Source organism: Pseudofrankia asymbiotica, assembly GCF_001983105.1.
Taxonomy (GTDB): domain Bacteria; phylum Actinomycetota; class Actinomycetes; order Frankiales; family Frankiaceae; genus Pseudofrankia; species Pseudofrankia asymbiotica.
Window position 1 is genome coordinate 1 of record NZ_MOMC01000101.1, and the last position, 14,981, is coordinate 14,981.

18 protein-coding genes are annotated in these 14,981 nt (G+C 71.8%); 2 read left to right on the top strand and 16 right to left on the bottom strand.

What is annotated here, in order from left to right; all coding sequences use genetic code 11:
* Positions 1–114: 114 nt before the first annotated feature.
* From BL253_RS35540 to BL253_RS35575, 8 genes are all read right to left on the bottom strand, one after another.
* The gene (locus tag BL253_RS35540; protein WP_076822177.1) at positions 115–309 is read right to left on the bottom strand and encodes a hypothetical protein; all 195 of its coding nucleotides are present in this window, start codon (positions 307–309) and stop codon (positions 115–117) included.
* Positions 310–335: 26 nt separating this feature from the next.
* Positions 336–1,241, bottom strand: a complete 906-nt coding sequence (locus tag BL253_RS35545; RefSeq protein ID WP_076822179.1) for a type II secretion system F family protein — start codon at positions 1,239–1,241, stop codon at positions 336–338.
* Entirely contained in the window at positions 1,238–2,146 is a 909-nt protein-coding gene (locus tag BL253_RS35550; RefSeq protein WP_076822181.1) for a type II secretion system F family protein, read from the bottom strand. Before BL253_RS35550 ends, BL253_RS35545 begins: the two co-directional genes overlap by 4 nt.
* Positions 2,143–3,591, bottom strand: coding sequence for a TadA family conjugal transfer-associated ATPase (locus BL253_RS35555; protein ID WP_076822183.1), 1,449 nt, complete (start codon positions 3,589–3,591; stop codon positions 2,143–2,145). The genes BL253_RS35550 and BL253_RS35555 overlap by 4 nt, the downstream gene beginning before the upstream one ends.
* Positions 3,588–4,418, bottom strand: coding sequence for a MinD/ParA family ATP-binding protein (locus BL253_RS35560; RefSeq protein ID WP_076822184.1), 831 nt, complete (start codon positions 4,416–4,418; stop codon positions 3,588–3,590). The genes BL253_RS35555 and BL253_RS35560 overlap by 4 nt, the downstream gene beginning before the upstream one ends.
* Before the next feature lie 3 nt (positions 4,419–4,421).
* Positions 4,422–5,030 (bottom strand): SAF domain-containing protein, encoded by a 609-nt coding sequence (locus tag BL253_RS35565; RefSeq protein WP_241835429.1) that lies wholly within the window; start codon positions 5,028–5,030, stop codon positions 4,422–4,424.
* 160 nt (positions 5,031–5,190) lie between these two features.
* Positions 5,191–5,802, bottom strand: a complete 612-nt coding sequence (locus BL253_RS44390; protein WP_241835430.1) for a hypothetical protein — start codon at positions 5,800–5,802, stop codon at positions 5,191–5,193.
* 407 nt (positions 5,803–6,209) lie between these two features.
* Complete coding sequence (locus BL253_RS35575; RefSeq protein WP_241835431.1) at positions 6,210–6,638, bottom strand: hypothetical protein; 429 nt, start codon at positions 6,636–6,638, stop codon at positions 6,210–6,212.
* Positions 6,639–7,353: 715 nt separating this feature from the next.
* On the opposite strand from BL253_RS35575, the gene BL253_RS44395 reads away from it, so the two are divergent.
* Both BL253_RS44395 and BL253_RS35585 read left to right on the top strand, forming a co-directional pair.
* Positions 7,354–8,832, top strand: coding sequence for an NsdA family TPR-like regulatory protein (locus BL253_RS44395; RefSeq protein ID WP_420801753.1), 1,479 nt, complete (start codon positions 7,354–7,356; stop codon positions 8,830–8,832).
* Positions 8,829–9,479, top strand: a complete 651-nt coding sequence (locus BL253_RS35585) for a 2'-5' RNA ligase family protein (RefSeq protein ID WP_076822194.1) — start codon at positions 8,829–8,831, stop codon at positions 9,477–9,479. The genes BL253_RS44395 and BL253_RS35585 overlap by 4 nt, the downstream gene beginning before the upstream one ends.
* A gap of 90 nt (positions 9,480–9,569) precedes the next feature.
* On the opposite strand, the gene BL253_RS35590 is transcribed toward BL253_RS35585, so the two are convergent.
* From BL253_RS35590 to BL253_RS35625, 8 genes are all read right to left on the bottom strand, one after another.
* Positions 9,570–10,268, bottom strand: a complete 699-nt coding sequence (locus tag BL253_RS35590) for a hypothetical protein (RefSeq protein ID WP_076822196.1) — start codon at positions 10,266–10,268, stop codon at positions 9,570–9,572.
* Entirely contained in the window at positions 10,265–10,996 is a 732-nt protein-coding gene (locus BL253_RS35595; protein ID WP_076822197.1) for a nucleoside/nucleotide kinase family protein, read from the bottom strand. The genes BL253_RS35590 and BL253_RS35595 overlap by 4 nt, the downstream gene beginning before the upstream one ends.
* 234 nt (positions 10,997–11,230) lie before the next feature.
* Entirely contained in the window at positions 11,231–12,106 is an 876-nt protein-coding gene (locus tag BL253_RS35600) for a thiopeptide-type bacteriocin biosynthesis protein (protein ID WP_076822199.1), read from the bottom strand.
* A gap of 171 nt (positions 12,107–12,277) precedes the next feature.
* On the bottom strand, positions 12,278–12,448 hold the full coding sequence (locus BL253_RS43180; RefSeq protein ID WP_198946528.1) for a DUF5679 domain-containing protein: 171 nt from the start codon (positions 12,446–12,448) through the stop codon (positions 12,278–12,280).
* 108 nt (positions 12,449–12,556) lie between these two features.
* On the bottom strand, positions 12,557–12,901 hold the full coding sequence (locus BL253_RS40755; RefSeq protein WP_096336165.1) for an SAM-dependent methyltransferase: 345 nt from the start codon (positions 12,899–12,901) through the stop codon (positions 12,557–12,559).
* Complete coding sequence (locus BL253_RS35610; RefSeq protein ID WP_076822200.1) at positions 12,826–13,641, bottom strand: SAM-dependent methyltransferase; 816 nt, start codon at positions 13,639–13,641, stop codon at positions 12,826–12,828. Before BL253_RS35610 ends, BL253_RS40755 begins: the two co-directional genes overlap by 76 nt.
* Positions 13,642–14,009: 368 nt before the next feature.
* Complete coding sequence (locus tag BL253_RS41615; protein WP_076822204.1) at positions 14,010–14,246, bottom strand: SAM-dependent methyltransferase; 237 nt, start codon at positions 14,244–14,246, stop codon at positions 14,010–14,012.
* Entirely contained in the window at positions 14,243–14,836 is a 594-nt protein-coding gene (locus BL253_RS35625) for an ATP-binding protein (protein WP_131831662.1), read from the bottom strand. The genes BL253_RS41615 and BL253_RS35625 overlap by 4 nt, the downstream gene beginning before the upstream one ends.
* Positions 14,837–14,981 lie beyond the last annotated feature (145 nt).

Consider the following 14,981-nt stretch of genomic DNA (forward strand, 5'->3'; position numbering starts at 1 on the left):
CTCCACACCGAGCACGGCCGCACCACCTGACGGCCACCACCCGAACACGACGTTGTCGCTACACACCGCCACCGGCGGTTACTGGGAAAGGCTCACTGCCATCGCCGGGCCCTGCTACTGGAAAACCACGCTGCGCGCGGCGTCCAGGATCTGCGGGCCAAAAATACCGATCACGGTCAGCGCGAGCGCCGCCAGGAATGCGATCCAGATGACGTTCTCGGTGGTGGAGCCCCGGTCACGTTCGTCGGGCGGCGCCTGGGTGTAGCGGTCGCAGATGCGTGACCACCAGGTCTGGAAACGACCGAACACGGTTCCTCCGACGGTCGAAAAATGGTCTACAGGGATCGGGTAATTTGCGTCAGAGCGGGATAGAAGACAAACAGGATGAAGCCAATCGCTATCAGGACACCGGGGATACTCATCCGTTCGGTCGCGGAATTGGCGTCGGCTTCGGCGTCCTGAGCTTGACGGACGCGCAGCGCGGCGGCTTTCGCGTCCAGGGACTGGCGGACGCGGGCGCCTTCGGTGCCGGCGAGCGCGACCGCGTCGGCCAGTTCCGTCAGTTCGGAGATCTGAAGCTCCGCACCCAGCTGGCCGAGCCCGACCCAGGGGCTGATCCGCGTTTCGCGGGCCGTGCGCAGCGCCCGGCGGATCGCCACGAACGGCCAGCCGTTCCCGATCGCCGCCGCGTCGGTCAGCGCGGTCTCGACCCCGGCACCGCCGGCGAGCAACACCTGGATCAGCGACAAGTACGCCGACAGGGCGTAGCGAAAGCTGCGGCGCTGCCGGTCGGCCTCCGCCCGCACGGTGAGGTCGGGCAGCAGAAACCCGACAACGCCGAGCAGCAGGGCGACCGCGACCGGCACCGCCCACGGGAACGGCCGGCCCCCCGCCGCGAACGCCAGCCCCACCACCGAAGGAAACAGCAGGCCGGCCACGGCGGCGGTCGCCTTCTCGGCGAGATGGGCCTCGGGAGAACGGCCCAGGGCCGCCAGGTCCCGGCTCAGAGCCACGGTCGGCAGGCCGGCGGCGCGCAGCAGACCGACGAACGGCCGGCCCATCCGCACCGCCCACCCGTCCTGCGCCGCCGGCACCCTCGCCGGGGCGGCGGGCGAGGCCGGGGCCGGGTCGAGCCGGGCGATAACCTCCTCCAAGGAGGGCCGTGGGGGGAACAGCCAGACCGCAAGCGCCCACAGACCGACCCCGGCCCCGACACCGAGCAGCATCAGCAGCACACTCATCGGGACTCCCACCCCACCGTCGCCGAAGCCGTTCCCGCGGCCGGCGGCAGCGTCGGATCGTCCACGTCGAGAAAGCGGCCGATGTTCTCAATCCGCGCCATGCGCCGAAGCCAGACAAACCCACCGGCGAAAATCGCCCCAATGGTGAGCAGGACGAGCTGGCCCGCGGCCGTGCTGTAGGGGTCCAGGAAGGGTCGGTTGAACACGACCAGCCCGCCAGCGAACACCAGCGACGTGACGACGACAACCCGCATCGTGGTGCGCATCCGGGCCCGGCCGACCTCGATACGGCCCAGCATGTCGACCTGGGCGCGGGCCGTGGCCGCGAGCTGGCCGAGCAGCCCGGACAGTTGGCGGGCCTGGTGCTCGCTGGCGAGGATCAGCGCGCCGATGACCAGGTCGGCCAGCGGGTCGTCCAGGTCGTCGGCCAGTCCGCGCAGCGCCGGGCCGAGCCGATCGCGGCGGTTGATCCGCGCGGCCAGCAGCGCGATCTCGCCGCGGATCGCGGCCGGGGCTGTGGTGGCGGTGGCCAGGATCGCCTGTTCCAGACCGGCCGCGGCGGCGAGGGTGTCGCGTAGCTGCTCGGCCCAGACCGCGATGCCCTGGGTGCGGGCGACCTGGCGGGCCTGGGCGCGGTCCGGGCCGAGCATCCGTGGCAGTCCGTACACCGCCAGCGCGATCAGCAGCCCGCCGACGACCCAGCCGGTCACCGCCCCGGCCACGATCCCCGCCGCGACCGACGCGGCGGCCCAGCGGCCGAACCGCGGATCGGTCCGCCATGGCCATGCCCGCGGCCGGTGCGCGGTGCGGCGTGTGTCCTCGTCGGGGACACCACGCCAGCCATAGGCGATCAGTAGGAGGCCGGCGCCGACGCCCAGGCCGAGCAGCCCGAACACGCCGCTCATTGCCACCACCCCCGGGCCAGCACGTCCGGGTCGAACCCGACGTCGACCAGGTCATCGAGCAGTTCCCCGGTCGGCGGTGCCGCCGGCAGGCCGCGCCGGTCGGGGCCCGGCCGGTACAACTCGTTCGTGATCACCTGCGCGCCGTCGGCGTCGACCACCTCCCGCACGGACGAGACGACGCGGCGGCCTCGTTCCCCACGTGGCTCGGCGAGGTGGACGACGACGTGGATCGCGCTGGCGATCAGCAGGTTCGTCGACTCCACCGGCAACCTCTCCGGCCCTTGGACGGCGTAGGAGGCCAGCCGGGTGAACACGCCGCGGCTGGTCGAGGAGTGAAGGGTGGTCATGGAGCCGTCGTTGCCCTGGCTCATGGCGTTGAGCATCGGGATCACCTCGGGCCCCCGGACCTCCCCCACGATCACCCGATCGGGACTCATCCGCAGCGCGGCCCGCACCAGGTCGGAGGCGGACACCGCGCCTTCGCCTTCGGTGTTGGGCTCTCTCACCTGCATCGCGACCACGTCTGGGTGGGCCRCCGCGTCGGTGTCCAGCCCGAGCTCGTAGACGTCCTCCACGGTCACCAGCCGCTCGTGCGGCGGGATCTGGTCGGCCAGCGCGAGCAGCATCGTGGTCTTCCCGATCGCCGTGCCGCCGGCGACGATGACGTTCTTGCGGGCCGCCACCAGCGCGGCGAGCAGCGCTTCGAGGCCGTAGTCGAGGGTGCCGTTCGCGCGCAGCGCGGCCAGGGTGACGTGGCGAAACCGATGCCGGCGGATACTCACCGACGGCCGCTGGGTTACGGCCATGGCCGCGAACACGCGGCTCCGGTCGGCCAGATGGAAATTCACCATCGGGGCGCCGCGGTCCCACCGTCGCTCCTCAACCCCGGCATGCGCGGCCAGATCACGGATCAACCCGACCAGCTCGGTATCCGAGCCGGTGATCGCTGGGAGTCGTTGGCGGCTGCCGTCGGCCCGGCGGATGAACACCCGATCCCCGTTGATGTTGATGTTCTCGATCGACGGGTCGGCCAGCAACGGTTCGAGGCCGCCGAGCCCGAGGACCTCGGCGAGGACCTCGTGGATGACGCGCTGCTCGTCCTCGGGCGCCAGGACCGCCGCGCCGCGGGCCAGCTCGGCGGTGGTGTGCGCCTCGGTCAGATCAACCAGCACCGACAGCGCGAACGCCTCCCGCGCGTCCGCGGTCAGCGGCGGCGCTCCGGAGTCCTCGTGGGCGCGCAGCCGTCGTGCGAGCGCGGCCCGCAGCCCGTCGCGCAGCCGGACGCGCAGCGCCTCGGCCGCCGAGCCGGAGGCACGGCCGGGAAGGTCGGTCGGCGCGGCCGGCCCCCCACCGCCTCCACTCCAGGGGGCGAGCGGACCGGCCCAGCCCGCCCCGTTCCCGGGCACCGCCGGCCGGTGCGGCTCGCGCCACGAGGGGACAGTCATCGCCGCGCCGTCCGCGGTGGCGGCAACGCAGCCCGGCCGTCGAAGCCGGCCTGTGCCGCGCCAAGCGCCGGGGTTGCCGCCTCGGGCAGTGCCGTCGCGGCCAGGTAGTCCGCCATGCCCGCCACCGCCCGGCCCAGCTTCGTCCGCCCGATCCCGGCCCGGGTCTGGCGACGGCCGGCGAGCACCCCCGCGGCGGCGGAGTCGAACGGCACCGGGCCCAGCACGCGGGAGGCCAGCACCCGGGAGATCTCCCGGACTCGGTAGTCCGGTTTCCGGTTCGGCTGGGCGATCACCGCCACATACCAGGCGGGCACCGCCCACCCCCGCACGGCATACATCCGCGCCGCCAGATGGGCCAGCTCGTCGTCGTCGGCCCGCACGACCAGCAGCAGTACATCCGCCGCGTGTACCGCCGGCATCGCCGGCGAGCGCGGATCGAGCCGGCCGCAGTCCACGATCACCGTCCGGTCGCCGGTCCGCGCCGCCGTCCACAGCGCCGACCAGCCCCCACCCTCCAGCTCCCCCAGGATCTGGCTGGCCTGCTCCGCTCCTGCCGGGGCGGGGATGGCCAGAAGACCGCCCGGCAGTTCATGGGCGTGGTCCTCCACCGGCCGGGCCTGCCGGCCGCCGCGGCGGCCGGCCGCGGCGAGTGTGACCAACCCCCGGCTGGTCGCCAACAGGCCAAACCGCGCGCCCAGATCCCCGCCGGCGGGGTCCGCCTCCACGACCAGCGGCTCCCCGCCCCCGGCCGGCCAGCGATCCGCCAGGGCGAGCGCCAACGTCGTCGCGCCCGGCGACGCCTTCAACGACCCCACCGCGATGATCACGGGTCACCCGCCGGTTCCGTTGACCGTGACAACGCCGATCTGCCCGGCCGGCGCCGCCGCCAACGCGTGGGCGTCGGCCTCCGCGAGCTGCAACGAGACCACCGTCGTCTGCTCGGTGTCCGCCGCCACCACCGCCACGACCGTCGCCGGCCACGACCGTGCCCCGCCCGCCGCCGCTGTCGACACCGCGCTCGTCGCGGGGGCGACGACGACCGTCACCCGCGACCCGGCCGCCAGGCCGGTGGGGAACTGGCCAGCCTTCAGCGCCACGGCCGCGATCGCCTCCCCCGGCGGCGGAACCTGCGCGGCGCCGACCGCCGCGCGGCTGAGCACCGTGCCTGCGGGCAGGCTGTACGCGACCGGCTTACCGAGCACACTGCCCCGATCGCCGGCCGCAATGGTGTCGACACCATCGGCGGAGATCCGCACCTCCCGCACGTCCTCCGCGGCCAGGACATGGCCGACCGTCACGGGCCGGGAGAGCACCAGCACTGGCTCCCGCGCACCCACCCGCGTCCCCGCGACCAGACCGGCTGCGGCGCAGCCCACCACCAGCACCACACCCAGCAGCAGATACGGGACCCGGCGCCGGCGACGCGGCCCACCGGTCAACCGGGCGGCTGGAGCACCGCCAGCCCGTCGGCCCACACGGTCCGGGCCTCCCGCCCGCGGCGTCGAGGGCTGGGCAGTCACCACCGGACACCGCCCAGCTGGCTGTCGGCGGGAGGGCTACCCGTCCCGGCCGCATTGGTCGTGCCGGTCACGATCGTCATCAGCCACCGCCCGTCGTTAGCGCGGGAACATCGATCACCCGCGCCTGCGTCGTCGACACCGTCGTCAGCCCCGGGAACGCCCCCGTCTGGCCGGCGCCCGCCCAGGTCACGTCCCAACGCACCGTCGCCGTCACCGCAAACGTCCCGCCCGGCTCATCGAGTGACCGGCGCTGGTAGACGTAGCCGCAGTCCGGCGAGGCGCTCTTCGGATCGGCCCCGGCCGGGAACGGCGAGCCCGGACCGGTGCAGGTCACCGTCCCGCCGTCCCCCAACGACCAGACCACCTGCACGGGCCTGGCGACCGCGGTCACCGCCACCCCGCCCGCCGCCGCGGTCGCCRCCACCTGGTTCCACCCCGCCGGGTCCAGCCACAGCCAGGTCGGCAGTCGCACCAGCTGGTCGGCGACCGGACTCATCACGATCGCCGGACCGGCCAGCCGCAGCTGGTTGCGGGCCTGCTCCGCCAACGCCTCCGGGTCCGGCGCGGGTGCAGCGCCCGGCGCCGCATCCGGAATCCACACCGGCGCCCGGTACAGCGCATCCCGCTCACCGCCCGACGCGCACCGGTAGATGTACCAGGCACCCGGCCCCTGCCCCGGCTGCGACGCCACCGGACGCACCGACGGGCCCGACGAGCCGAGCACCGCGGGCCGCACCACCAGGCCGCCCGCTGCCGGCATCTGGTAGGAGGCGGGCCGCACAACGCCCGCGGGCGGCTGATAATCACTGCGGACATACGCACAATCCGCCATCGCCAAACTCGGCGGGGTCAATGCTCTGTCGCCGGGCGGTGTCGTCCGGGTCGGACCGCCGCCTCCGTTGGCTCCAGGGTCTCCTGATGGCGGACCTTCTTCGGGGTCTGGTGGTGGCCCCCCTGGGCTTCCTGCCCAAAGCTCGCATCCTGGCGAGGGATTCTGGCTGCATCGCGTGCCACCAAGGGGGTCTATGGCGGCTGCCGGAGCGGCGAAGTATCCGACCACAGCCGATGCGAGTACAGCGAGGAGGATGACCCGGAGCTTTAGCATGATCCAAGGTCCCCGACCCCGAACCGGGTGACGCGCCACAGCCCGTCCGTATGCAGCCGCGCTTCCGCGAGAACTCGACTCATCCCACCCGGCTTGTCGTCCAGCAGCGAGCCGTCGGTCCGATACAGCAGCCAGTTTCGGGTATCGGCACAGTCATCAATCATCACCGACTTCGGCGCGTCCTCCGGACTCACCGACGTCACCTTCGGGCTGTTGACCGRCTCACCCTTCGAGACCAGGCCGTTGTAGTGGTCGGCGTAGAGATTRCCGGTAATGACCTGCAAGGCGTCACCCGAGGCGTATCGCGACAGATACGGCGCCTGCCAATCAGACGTGTGGCTGGCCTGCGCGTACGCCTTCCACATGCCGACGTACGCGGCGACCGCATCCCGACGGGCGAGGTCCGCCGGTGACGTCGGCACCGGTGATGTCGTCCCGCTCGAAGAGGCGGGTGAGGAGACAGCGCCGCTGCTGGCGGCCGGGTCGGGCGTGGAACCACCAGAGCTACAGGCGGCGAGGAGCACCACGGCAGCAGTCACGGCGCCGGCGGCGCCCCGCCACACCCGCTGGCGAAGTCGTGGTGTACGAGCCCGGACCGCCACAGTGCCCACCCCGCAGGAAATCCCAACAAACGGCCAACTCGACCTGGAAAGGAAAAACCCTCCATCTAGGACTACTCCGACTGCGTCGCATCGCAGCGGTTCCACTACGTAGTGGAACCGGTATCCCAGCGGAAAATGACTCAACGGAGCTAGCTRCTACCACCTGATCGGGCTACTGCACTAGATCGCTGTCATGACCCGAACGGGGGATGCGAGGCGTGCAGGGGTCCTCGTCGAGCCGCGGCGGTAGGCGGACAGCAGGCTGCCAACGTGGGCGCCGCCGACCGCCCGCCACATCCACAAGCGCCCTTCAGCAGCCGCGACCGTTCCAGGACCATCGTGCGGACGGACAGATCGCCGCCCCGGCACAGCGGGCCCGGCTGGACCGCTTGGGACGAGGAGTGTCGAGGGTTACTGTTGGCGCATTCCGACTCGCCGTCCGCCACCAGCTCTGGTGCGTGGCGCGGAAGGAGCCAAAGACCTCGTGACGACCAGGCCCAGCCTGCGGGTGGAGCAGGCGGAGCTGCGGGCGCGGATGCGCACGGCGGGCATGTCCCACGACGAGATCGCCGTCGAGTTCGCCCGCCGCTACCAGCTGCGCCCCCGCGCCGCCTACCGCGTCGCGCACGGCTGGACCCAGACGCAGGCCGCGGGCCGCATCAACGTCCACACCGCCCGCACCGGCCTGGACCCGTGTGGGGCCGCCACTATGACCGGCCCGCGGTTGTCGGAGCTGGAGAACTGGCCGCTGCCGAACAACCGCCGCAGGCCCACCCCTCAGATCCTCGCGCTGCTCGCCGAGGTCTATGGCACCGGCATCCACAATCTGATCGACCTCGACGACCGGGAACACTTCACCCCCGCCGACGCTCTCCTTATCAGCAAGACCTCGAAAACCGTGCGGGTCAGACCCGAAGAACTACCGAAGCCCAGGGGCGCGTCGCAGGTCGAGGTGCTCGGAGACGGCATCGRCCCGTCCGCTCCGGCGATAGTCTCGCCAGCCGTGGACGTGACCGCCCCCCTTGGCGGTGGGTATGACCGGCAGGCGGAACTGCTCGACGTCGGCGTTCGGCTGCGATATTTCGCGGGGCCCTCTACGCAGGCTCCTTTTCTTGATTATCTTGATGGTTTCGTCGAGGACTGTGTCGCCTCCTATGAGGCGCGTGGCCCGGCGCTTTTGATGCCTCTTGTCGTGCGGCAGCGGAAGGGCGTGCAGTCCCTTGTCGAGGGCTGGCAGCTACCCCGGGACCGTATCCGGCTGCTCCGCTGCGCTGGGCGGTTGTCGGGGCTGGCTGGCTATATGGCGGTGAATCTCGGTGATTTTCCGCTCGCGCGTGCCTATTGCGTGGAGGCGTTCACCGTCGCGCTCGCCGTCGAGGACAGCGACCTGGCGGCTTGGGTGCGGGGCACCGAAAGCCTGTGCGCCTATTACGCCGGCGACTACCGGCTGGCTTTGGATCGTGCACGTGAGGGCCAGACCTACGCTGCGGGCGGGGCGCAGGCGATCCGGTTGGCGGTCAACGGCGAAGCCCGCGCTCTGGGCCAGCTCGGCGACCGCGAGGGCGTGCGTGAGGCCGTCGGCCGCGCGTTCGACCTCGCCGAGGGCACCGACTTGCCTGAGGGCATGTCGCCGTGCATCTCCTTCGGCGCCTACAGCCTCGCGCGGATCGCGGCGAACGCCGCGACCGCCTATGTCGGCACCGGCGAGACCGCCCTGGTCCAGAGCTACGCGCAGACCGCCAGCAGCATGCCGGGCGCCGACCGTTCCCGGTGGAGCGACGTCCTGATCACCCTCGATGTCGCCACCGCCCTGACGGCCGGCGACGACCCCGACCCTGAGCACAGTGCCGCGCTCGGTGTCGAGGCCCTCACCCGTGCCGGTGCCGCGCCGATCGAGTCGATCCGCCAGCGCGGCCGGGAACTCGCCCGCCGCACCGCGCCGTGGCGGGCCCTGCCCGCTGTCGCGGAACTGGCCGAGGTGTCCCAGGTACTGGCCCCTGGCGTGCCGCGGTGAGCGAGCACGACCCGGTCCACGATGATTGGGAACGCTTCCGGGTCCTGCCCTCGATGACTGATCACTGGGACCGGCCCGGCTGGACCCCTGGCCGCCGCAGCTTCCATTGGTTCCTCACGTTCGACAGCACCGCGCTGCGTGTCCTCGCCGCAACCTGCCAGCAGCAGCTACGCGGCCTCGACTGTCTCGACCCGGTGCCCGCCGACGGGCTGCACCTGACGGTGCGCCGGCTCGCGTTCACCGACGAGATCGACCCCGCCACCCTCGCCACCGTCACCCACCGTGTCACCGAACGTTGTCGTGACCACCCGGCGTTCCGGCTGCGGGTCGGACCGGCGGCCGGATCGAGCGGCGCGGTCCGCTTCACCGTCACCCCTTGGGAACCGCTGGTCCGACTGCGCGACGCCGTGGACGCCGTGTCCGCCGCCTGTGGCCTGCCCGCCGTCAGCCAGAGTTTCCGTCCGCATGTCGGCATCGCCTACTGCAACCGCGACACGGCAGCGGAGCCGATCATCCGCCGGGTGGCGGGGTTGCGTGACCTGCCCCCGGCCGAGGTCTCTGTGGCAGATCTTCGGCTGGTGCGGCTGTACCGCGACGGCCGGACCTACCAGTGGGACACCGTGGCCGTCGTCYCTCTGCGCGCCTGACACGTCTCGTCTGGGCGCCCGGGTCGGGCGGCGCGGGGTTACAACAGGGACGCTCGACCTTCCGGGAGTGGCGGCCGGCGGGCCGGTGACTCAGGGCCGGATGAGGGCCAGCTGAGCGAGGCCGACCAGGACGCGTGAGATCTCGGCAAGATCTGCCGGCACCCGCCGGGTCGCCTCGGCCCGCAGTTCGGCTCCGGACGGTTCTGATAGCGGTCCGGGCTCGACGGTTCTCTCCAGCTCGTTGACGAGGTCTGCCCAGATCGCGAGGAACTCCTTGACCCCGCGCAGGATGTCGCCGCGGACCTGCTCGGCGCCGGAGGTCGCGCAGGCGGCGATGTCCGCGGCAGCCGTACCCGCCGGCGTCTGCTCATCGAGGCTGCGCTGAAGCGCTCGGGCGGCGTGCGCCGCGCCGTCCAGCGCGTCCGCGGCGTCGACGCGAACGCCGCTCAGAAGACCAGGCAGCTCGGGGTCGTGGGCGAATTCGTCGAGGCGCAGCGCGTGGTAGGCCAACCGGCATCCCGGTGACGCCAGCGGCAGGCGGTCCAACAGCAGCAGCCAGCGCCGGCTGGCGAGCACCAGGCCGACGCCCATGGTCGCGACAAACCAGGTCCCGAACAGCGCCAGCCAGCTGACGCTGACGCCGGTGCGGACCAGCTGGACCCACAGCCAGAGCCCTGGGGCGCAGACCAGCACGGGGATGCCGATCTGGATGGTTCGCCGGCGGCGGCGAAAATGTGCCGCCGCCGCCCGCAGCGGCCGGTCGACCGGGCGGGATTCGGACACGATCACAGTCTCGCCTCCACGTCGCCGGCCGTGTTAGCTCGGGCTGACGCTGAGGAGCGCGCTGGGAGGACCGGTGGGGCGTCGAGCGTAATTGTCCAGGCGCCGGGGGGCGGCGAGGTCGGTTCTGCGGCGAGGAAGGCCGCGGCGGCGGAGGTCAGGTGACCGGCCGGCAGGCCCGCGTCGAGCACCAGGCACCGGTCGTCAGACAGCGCGCCCAGGTAGCGCAGGAAGGCGCGGTCAGCGGCGGCGAGGAAGCGTGGGTCGACGAGGTGCGGGTGCACGGGCCCGCAGCGGCGTTGCCGCGCGGCGACCTCGGCTTGGGGTAGCCGTAGATACAGGTAGCGGCCAGGACGGGGCGTGATACCCGCGCGGGCCGCTGCGGTGAACGTCTGCGCGGCGTAGCCAGGATCGGCGGGAACGCCGAGCTGCGCGACGGCGTGCTGGTGGGCGATGTGCGACAGCGGGCTGCGGTCGAACACCACAAGGCCGGTACGTGCCCGGCGGGCGGCCTCGGCGCGTTGCCGCTCTACGCCGCACAGGTGGTCGAGGCCGCAACGGACGTCATCGAGGGTCCTCGGCGGGTACGGCAGCGGCGAGGAGAGGTCGGCCGGATCGGGGATGACAGTGGCGTCGAGCCGGCTGGCGAGCACGGTCGCCAACGTGGACTTCCCTGCGCAGCGCAGGCCCTCGATGGCGACAAGCCCGTGGGGGGACGGCTGGTCGGATCGGGTCACGGAAGCCTCCTAGAGCCGGACGGGCGCCGATGGTCGGTGCGGACGCTAGCGGCAGCCACCGACAGCCCTGCGTGAAGCCGCGCATGCCCACCGCGATCTGGACGGCGCGGCGACCTGGTCGTGGGTCCGCGGGAACAGTGGCTCCACGCCCCTTGCTGACTCAGGCCGCTTTGATGATCTTTTCGGTTGCGGATATGGAGGCGCCTTGCCGCGCGGACGGGGACGGCTTGGGTGTTAGGAGTGCTGCGAGTCATCTGTCTGCCGTGGCACGGCCGTCGGCATGGGCGCGGCGACGCTGCCGCGGGACGCCGGTGTCGCGGGAGCCAGGGCGAGCCGGTTCCAGTGCGCGGCCACGAGGGCGGTCAGGACGCCGGTTAGTGGGCGGGTGAGATGGCCGTCGCGCTCGGCGGAGGCCAGGCGGCTGCCGGCGGTCGCGAATGCCTCGCGCCAGGGTGCGGCAGATCCCGCAGGGTTCTGGGCAGTGTCGGAGCAGATCGTGCTGCGTGGAGGGCGCGTCCGGGCGGCGCCGCTTGGAGGGCGGGTGTCGGCGAGGCGCGCCGAGAGGGCAGCGCGTGCGGTGGCGTCGAGGCCGGCGGAGGCGAACAGGGTGTCCACGAGCCCGGCGGACCACCCAGCTCGCAGCGCCGGCGGGTCGGCGGGTCGAAAACGGGACAGATAGTGAGCGCTATCGGCGCAGGCGAGGTCGAGCGCGATCGCCGTGCCGATCGGCCCACCGAACGGACGCGGATCTTGGTGGTGAAGCTCGGGCAGGAGCGCTCGGAGCGCACCGCCCCGACCGAGTTCCTTGAACAACTCCTGGACCGCGGCGGGATTGGCAGTGCGCAGGTGGAGGTTCCACACGGGGTGGCCCCGCGTGAACCACCAGGGGATCGGGCCGGAGGCGGTATCGAGGGTCGCCAGCGCCGGCGCGACGGCGACCGCCATCGTGGTGTCGGGCCGGCCGGAGAACGCGATCCTGACACGCCACCAGACGGTGTCCGGCTGCCCGCGTGGCGCGGGCTTTCCGTCCGCGCGGGGGACGTCGAGCGCAGCGCGCCCAGGGCCGGCGGCCTGGCTTGGAGTCGTTGCGGGTGGACGTCGACTGGTCACGTCTCTCCCTGGAGATCCATCGGCCAACCCGGGCCTTGGAGGCCCCGTCCGCCGACAGCCTGTTGATCATTATTGGAAGGATGGAGAAGTCTGGTGGCCTTTCGGGTGTGACCGTCTGCCCCGCTGGGGCGGTTCGCAGCGGGGCAGACGGCGTTCATGGACCTGATCTGGTCAGGCTTTGCCGAGAATCCGGTTGATGATCGAGCCGCAGACGCCGCAGACGCCGCAGGTGCCTCGGGCCATGCGCCGGCGGGAGGCGCTGATCCGGACCGTGCCCTGGTAGCTGCGCTTTTCCTTGCATTTCACGCAGTAGCCCTCGTAGGTCTCGGTGCTGTCAGACACCGGTTCTCCTTCCAGGTCCCCTCGGGTTCGGTTCCCGGAAGACCGCCGATGATGATCAGAGTGGTGGTAGGGGTGTGAAGCGCGTGGCCGGTTCTCCTGAGCGCGGCACTACGGTCTGCGGGCGATCGCGCCGTAGCAGCTGACGGCGGCGTCGGTGGGCGGGTCGTTGTCGGTCGGGCGCCAGCGCTGGCAGGGTTGGATGCCGGGGTCGGAGTCGGTGAAGAAGCGGGCGATCTCCTCGCGGCTGCGGGCCTGCGCGGGAATACTGGCGGCGGCGTAGGTGGCGACCAGCTTGGCGATCTCGGCTTCGGCGAAGCCGGTGGTGATGTGATCCGGACCGGCGGCCGTGCACGCGCGTGGGGATGGTCGTGGCGTCGTCAGGGCGTGTGTGCGACCAGACCGTAGATCGCGATCCGTTCGTCGGGGTAGGKCGGTTCGTCGGTGGGTCGCCACCGGTGCACGGGCACGATTCCTGGTTGCACCGTCGTCATCCCCTCCGGCACCAGCGCCGCTATCTGCGCTGTGCTGCGGGGCCGGACGAGGATGCCGCGCTGTCTGAGGAATGTCACGGCCAGTCCCGCCGTGTGGGGACGGACATCGGCGGTGCCGTGGCTGAGGACCAGATAGCTACCTGGCGCGAGCGCCTCCATGACCCGGTGAATGATCTTCGCCGGGTCGTCGTCGTCCGCTAGGAGATCGATCACCGTGCCGAGGATCAGCGCGACCGGCCGCGTCAGATCCAACGTCTCGGCAACCTGCGGGTCTGACAGGATCGCGTCCGGGTCCCGCAGATCACCCGCCACACAGACCGTCCGTCCCTGTGGCGTGCTGGTCACCAACGCGCGGCAGTGCGCGAGGACCAGCGCGTCGTTGTCGACGAGCGCGACGCGCGCCGCCGGGTTCACCTGCTGCACGGTGGTGTGCAGGTTCGGCTTTGTCGGGTACCCGGTGCCGACGTCCAGGAACTGGTCTATCTCYGCGTCGGTCGCCAGGTGCCGCACCGCACGGTGCAGAAACTCCTCATTCTGCTGGATCGTGTCCAGGAGATAGGGAACCATTTCCCCGAGTTGTTCCGCTGTCTCTTCGTCCGCCGGGAAACGGTCCTTGCCGCCCCGCAGATAGTTGTACATCCGCGCCACGGACGGATGCAGCACATCGATGATGGGGAACTGGTCGCTGTCGGACGCGGTCACCGTCCCGCCCCCGTCCGGGTACGTCGCGCCGCCGGCTGCTGCGGCCTCCGATGGGTGCTGAGCTGCGCTTGCAGATTGCGTTCATCTGCAAGCACCCCGGCCGGCTGGCGCGCCCAGAGCAGGGCTCCCGCTTTCCGGGTCATGGCCGGAAGGTCCCGGGAATCAGCCGGACCGTGACCAGGCCACGCAGCCACCGGCGCCGACCGACCACGGCGACGGCCGTGTTTCCCTCCTCATCACCGACGACGATCCGCCGCCCCCGACGTAGCCGCACACCCGGCCGGGCATGCGCCACGCAGGCACGCACCTCACCGCCATTCTCGATGTCATTGAATTCGATCCACATTTCATACACTCGGGATTCCTTGCTATTCGCTGTGCGCCGATGAGAAGACAACCCCGGGGATCGACCGGACGGCGGCGCGGGACCCCAGGAGGTTCGGGAACGCGGACAGGGCCCGTTCGGCGGCTTCCCGGTCGACGGGGTAGTTGTTCTTGCCGTCGGCGTAGTAGCCGTACATGCGCGCTGAGTGAGGGCGGTCGAGGTGTAGGTCCGGTCGGTGGACCGCCGGGTCCGGCGGGGTCGGTGCGGGGAGTGGGATCACGGCTGTGGATCACCATCGGCGGGTCGGCGGAACAAGGACAAGGCAGTGCGTGCGTCCATCGGGACAGGTTCCGGGGGTTCGGCGGGGAGACTGCGCAAGCCGTCGCGGACGCGGTGCAGCAGCACCGCGTCGCTTTCGAGGCCGGCGTCGCGGTGAACGGTCGGGGCCCGCCGGGGCAGCGGCACCGGCCGGTGCGCCCCGTTCGGGGGTGCGCCGGCGTGGGAGAACGCTGCATGGACGACTTTTCCCGGCCCGGTAGCGACGGGGTAGTAACCCCAGGTCGTGGCGCGGGCCTCGACGAGGTGCAGGCCGTGCCCGCCGGGCACGAGCGGGTCGGTGTCGCGCAGGGCCGGGGTGCCGGGGGCGCTGTCGAAGACCTCGATGACGACATGTCGTCCGGTGTCGCTGAGCCGGATCGCCAGCCAACCGAGGTACCAGGCGTTAACAGCCGACAGTTCCCCATTGCCCAAGGCCGCGGTCGAGGCGTGGACGGCGTTGGCCACCAGTGCGCCGATGACGAGCGGCGCGTCGTCGACCAGTTCGGGCAGCTGCCAGTGCGCCAGGGTCGCCGCGGTCTGCGCACGGGCCACCCCGACCGCGTTTGGCGTCGTGGACAGCCACCGTGACACCTGCCGGGCCGCAGCGCCGCCGGCCGCCGGCCGGCCCGTGACAGACCGGTGCGGCGCGCCCGCGTCCGCCGGAACCACGTCCAAAGCGCCTCGCAGTGCGGGGCGC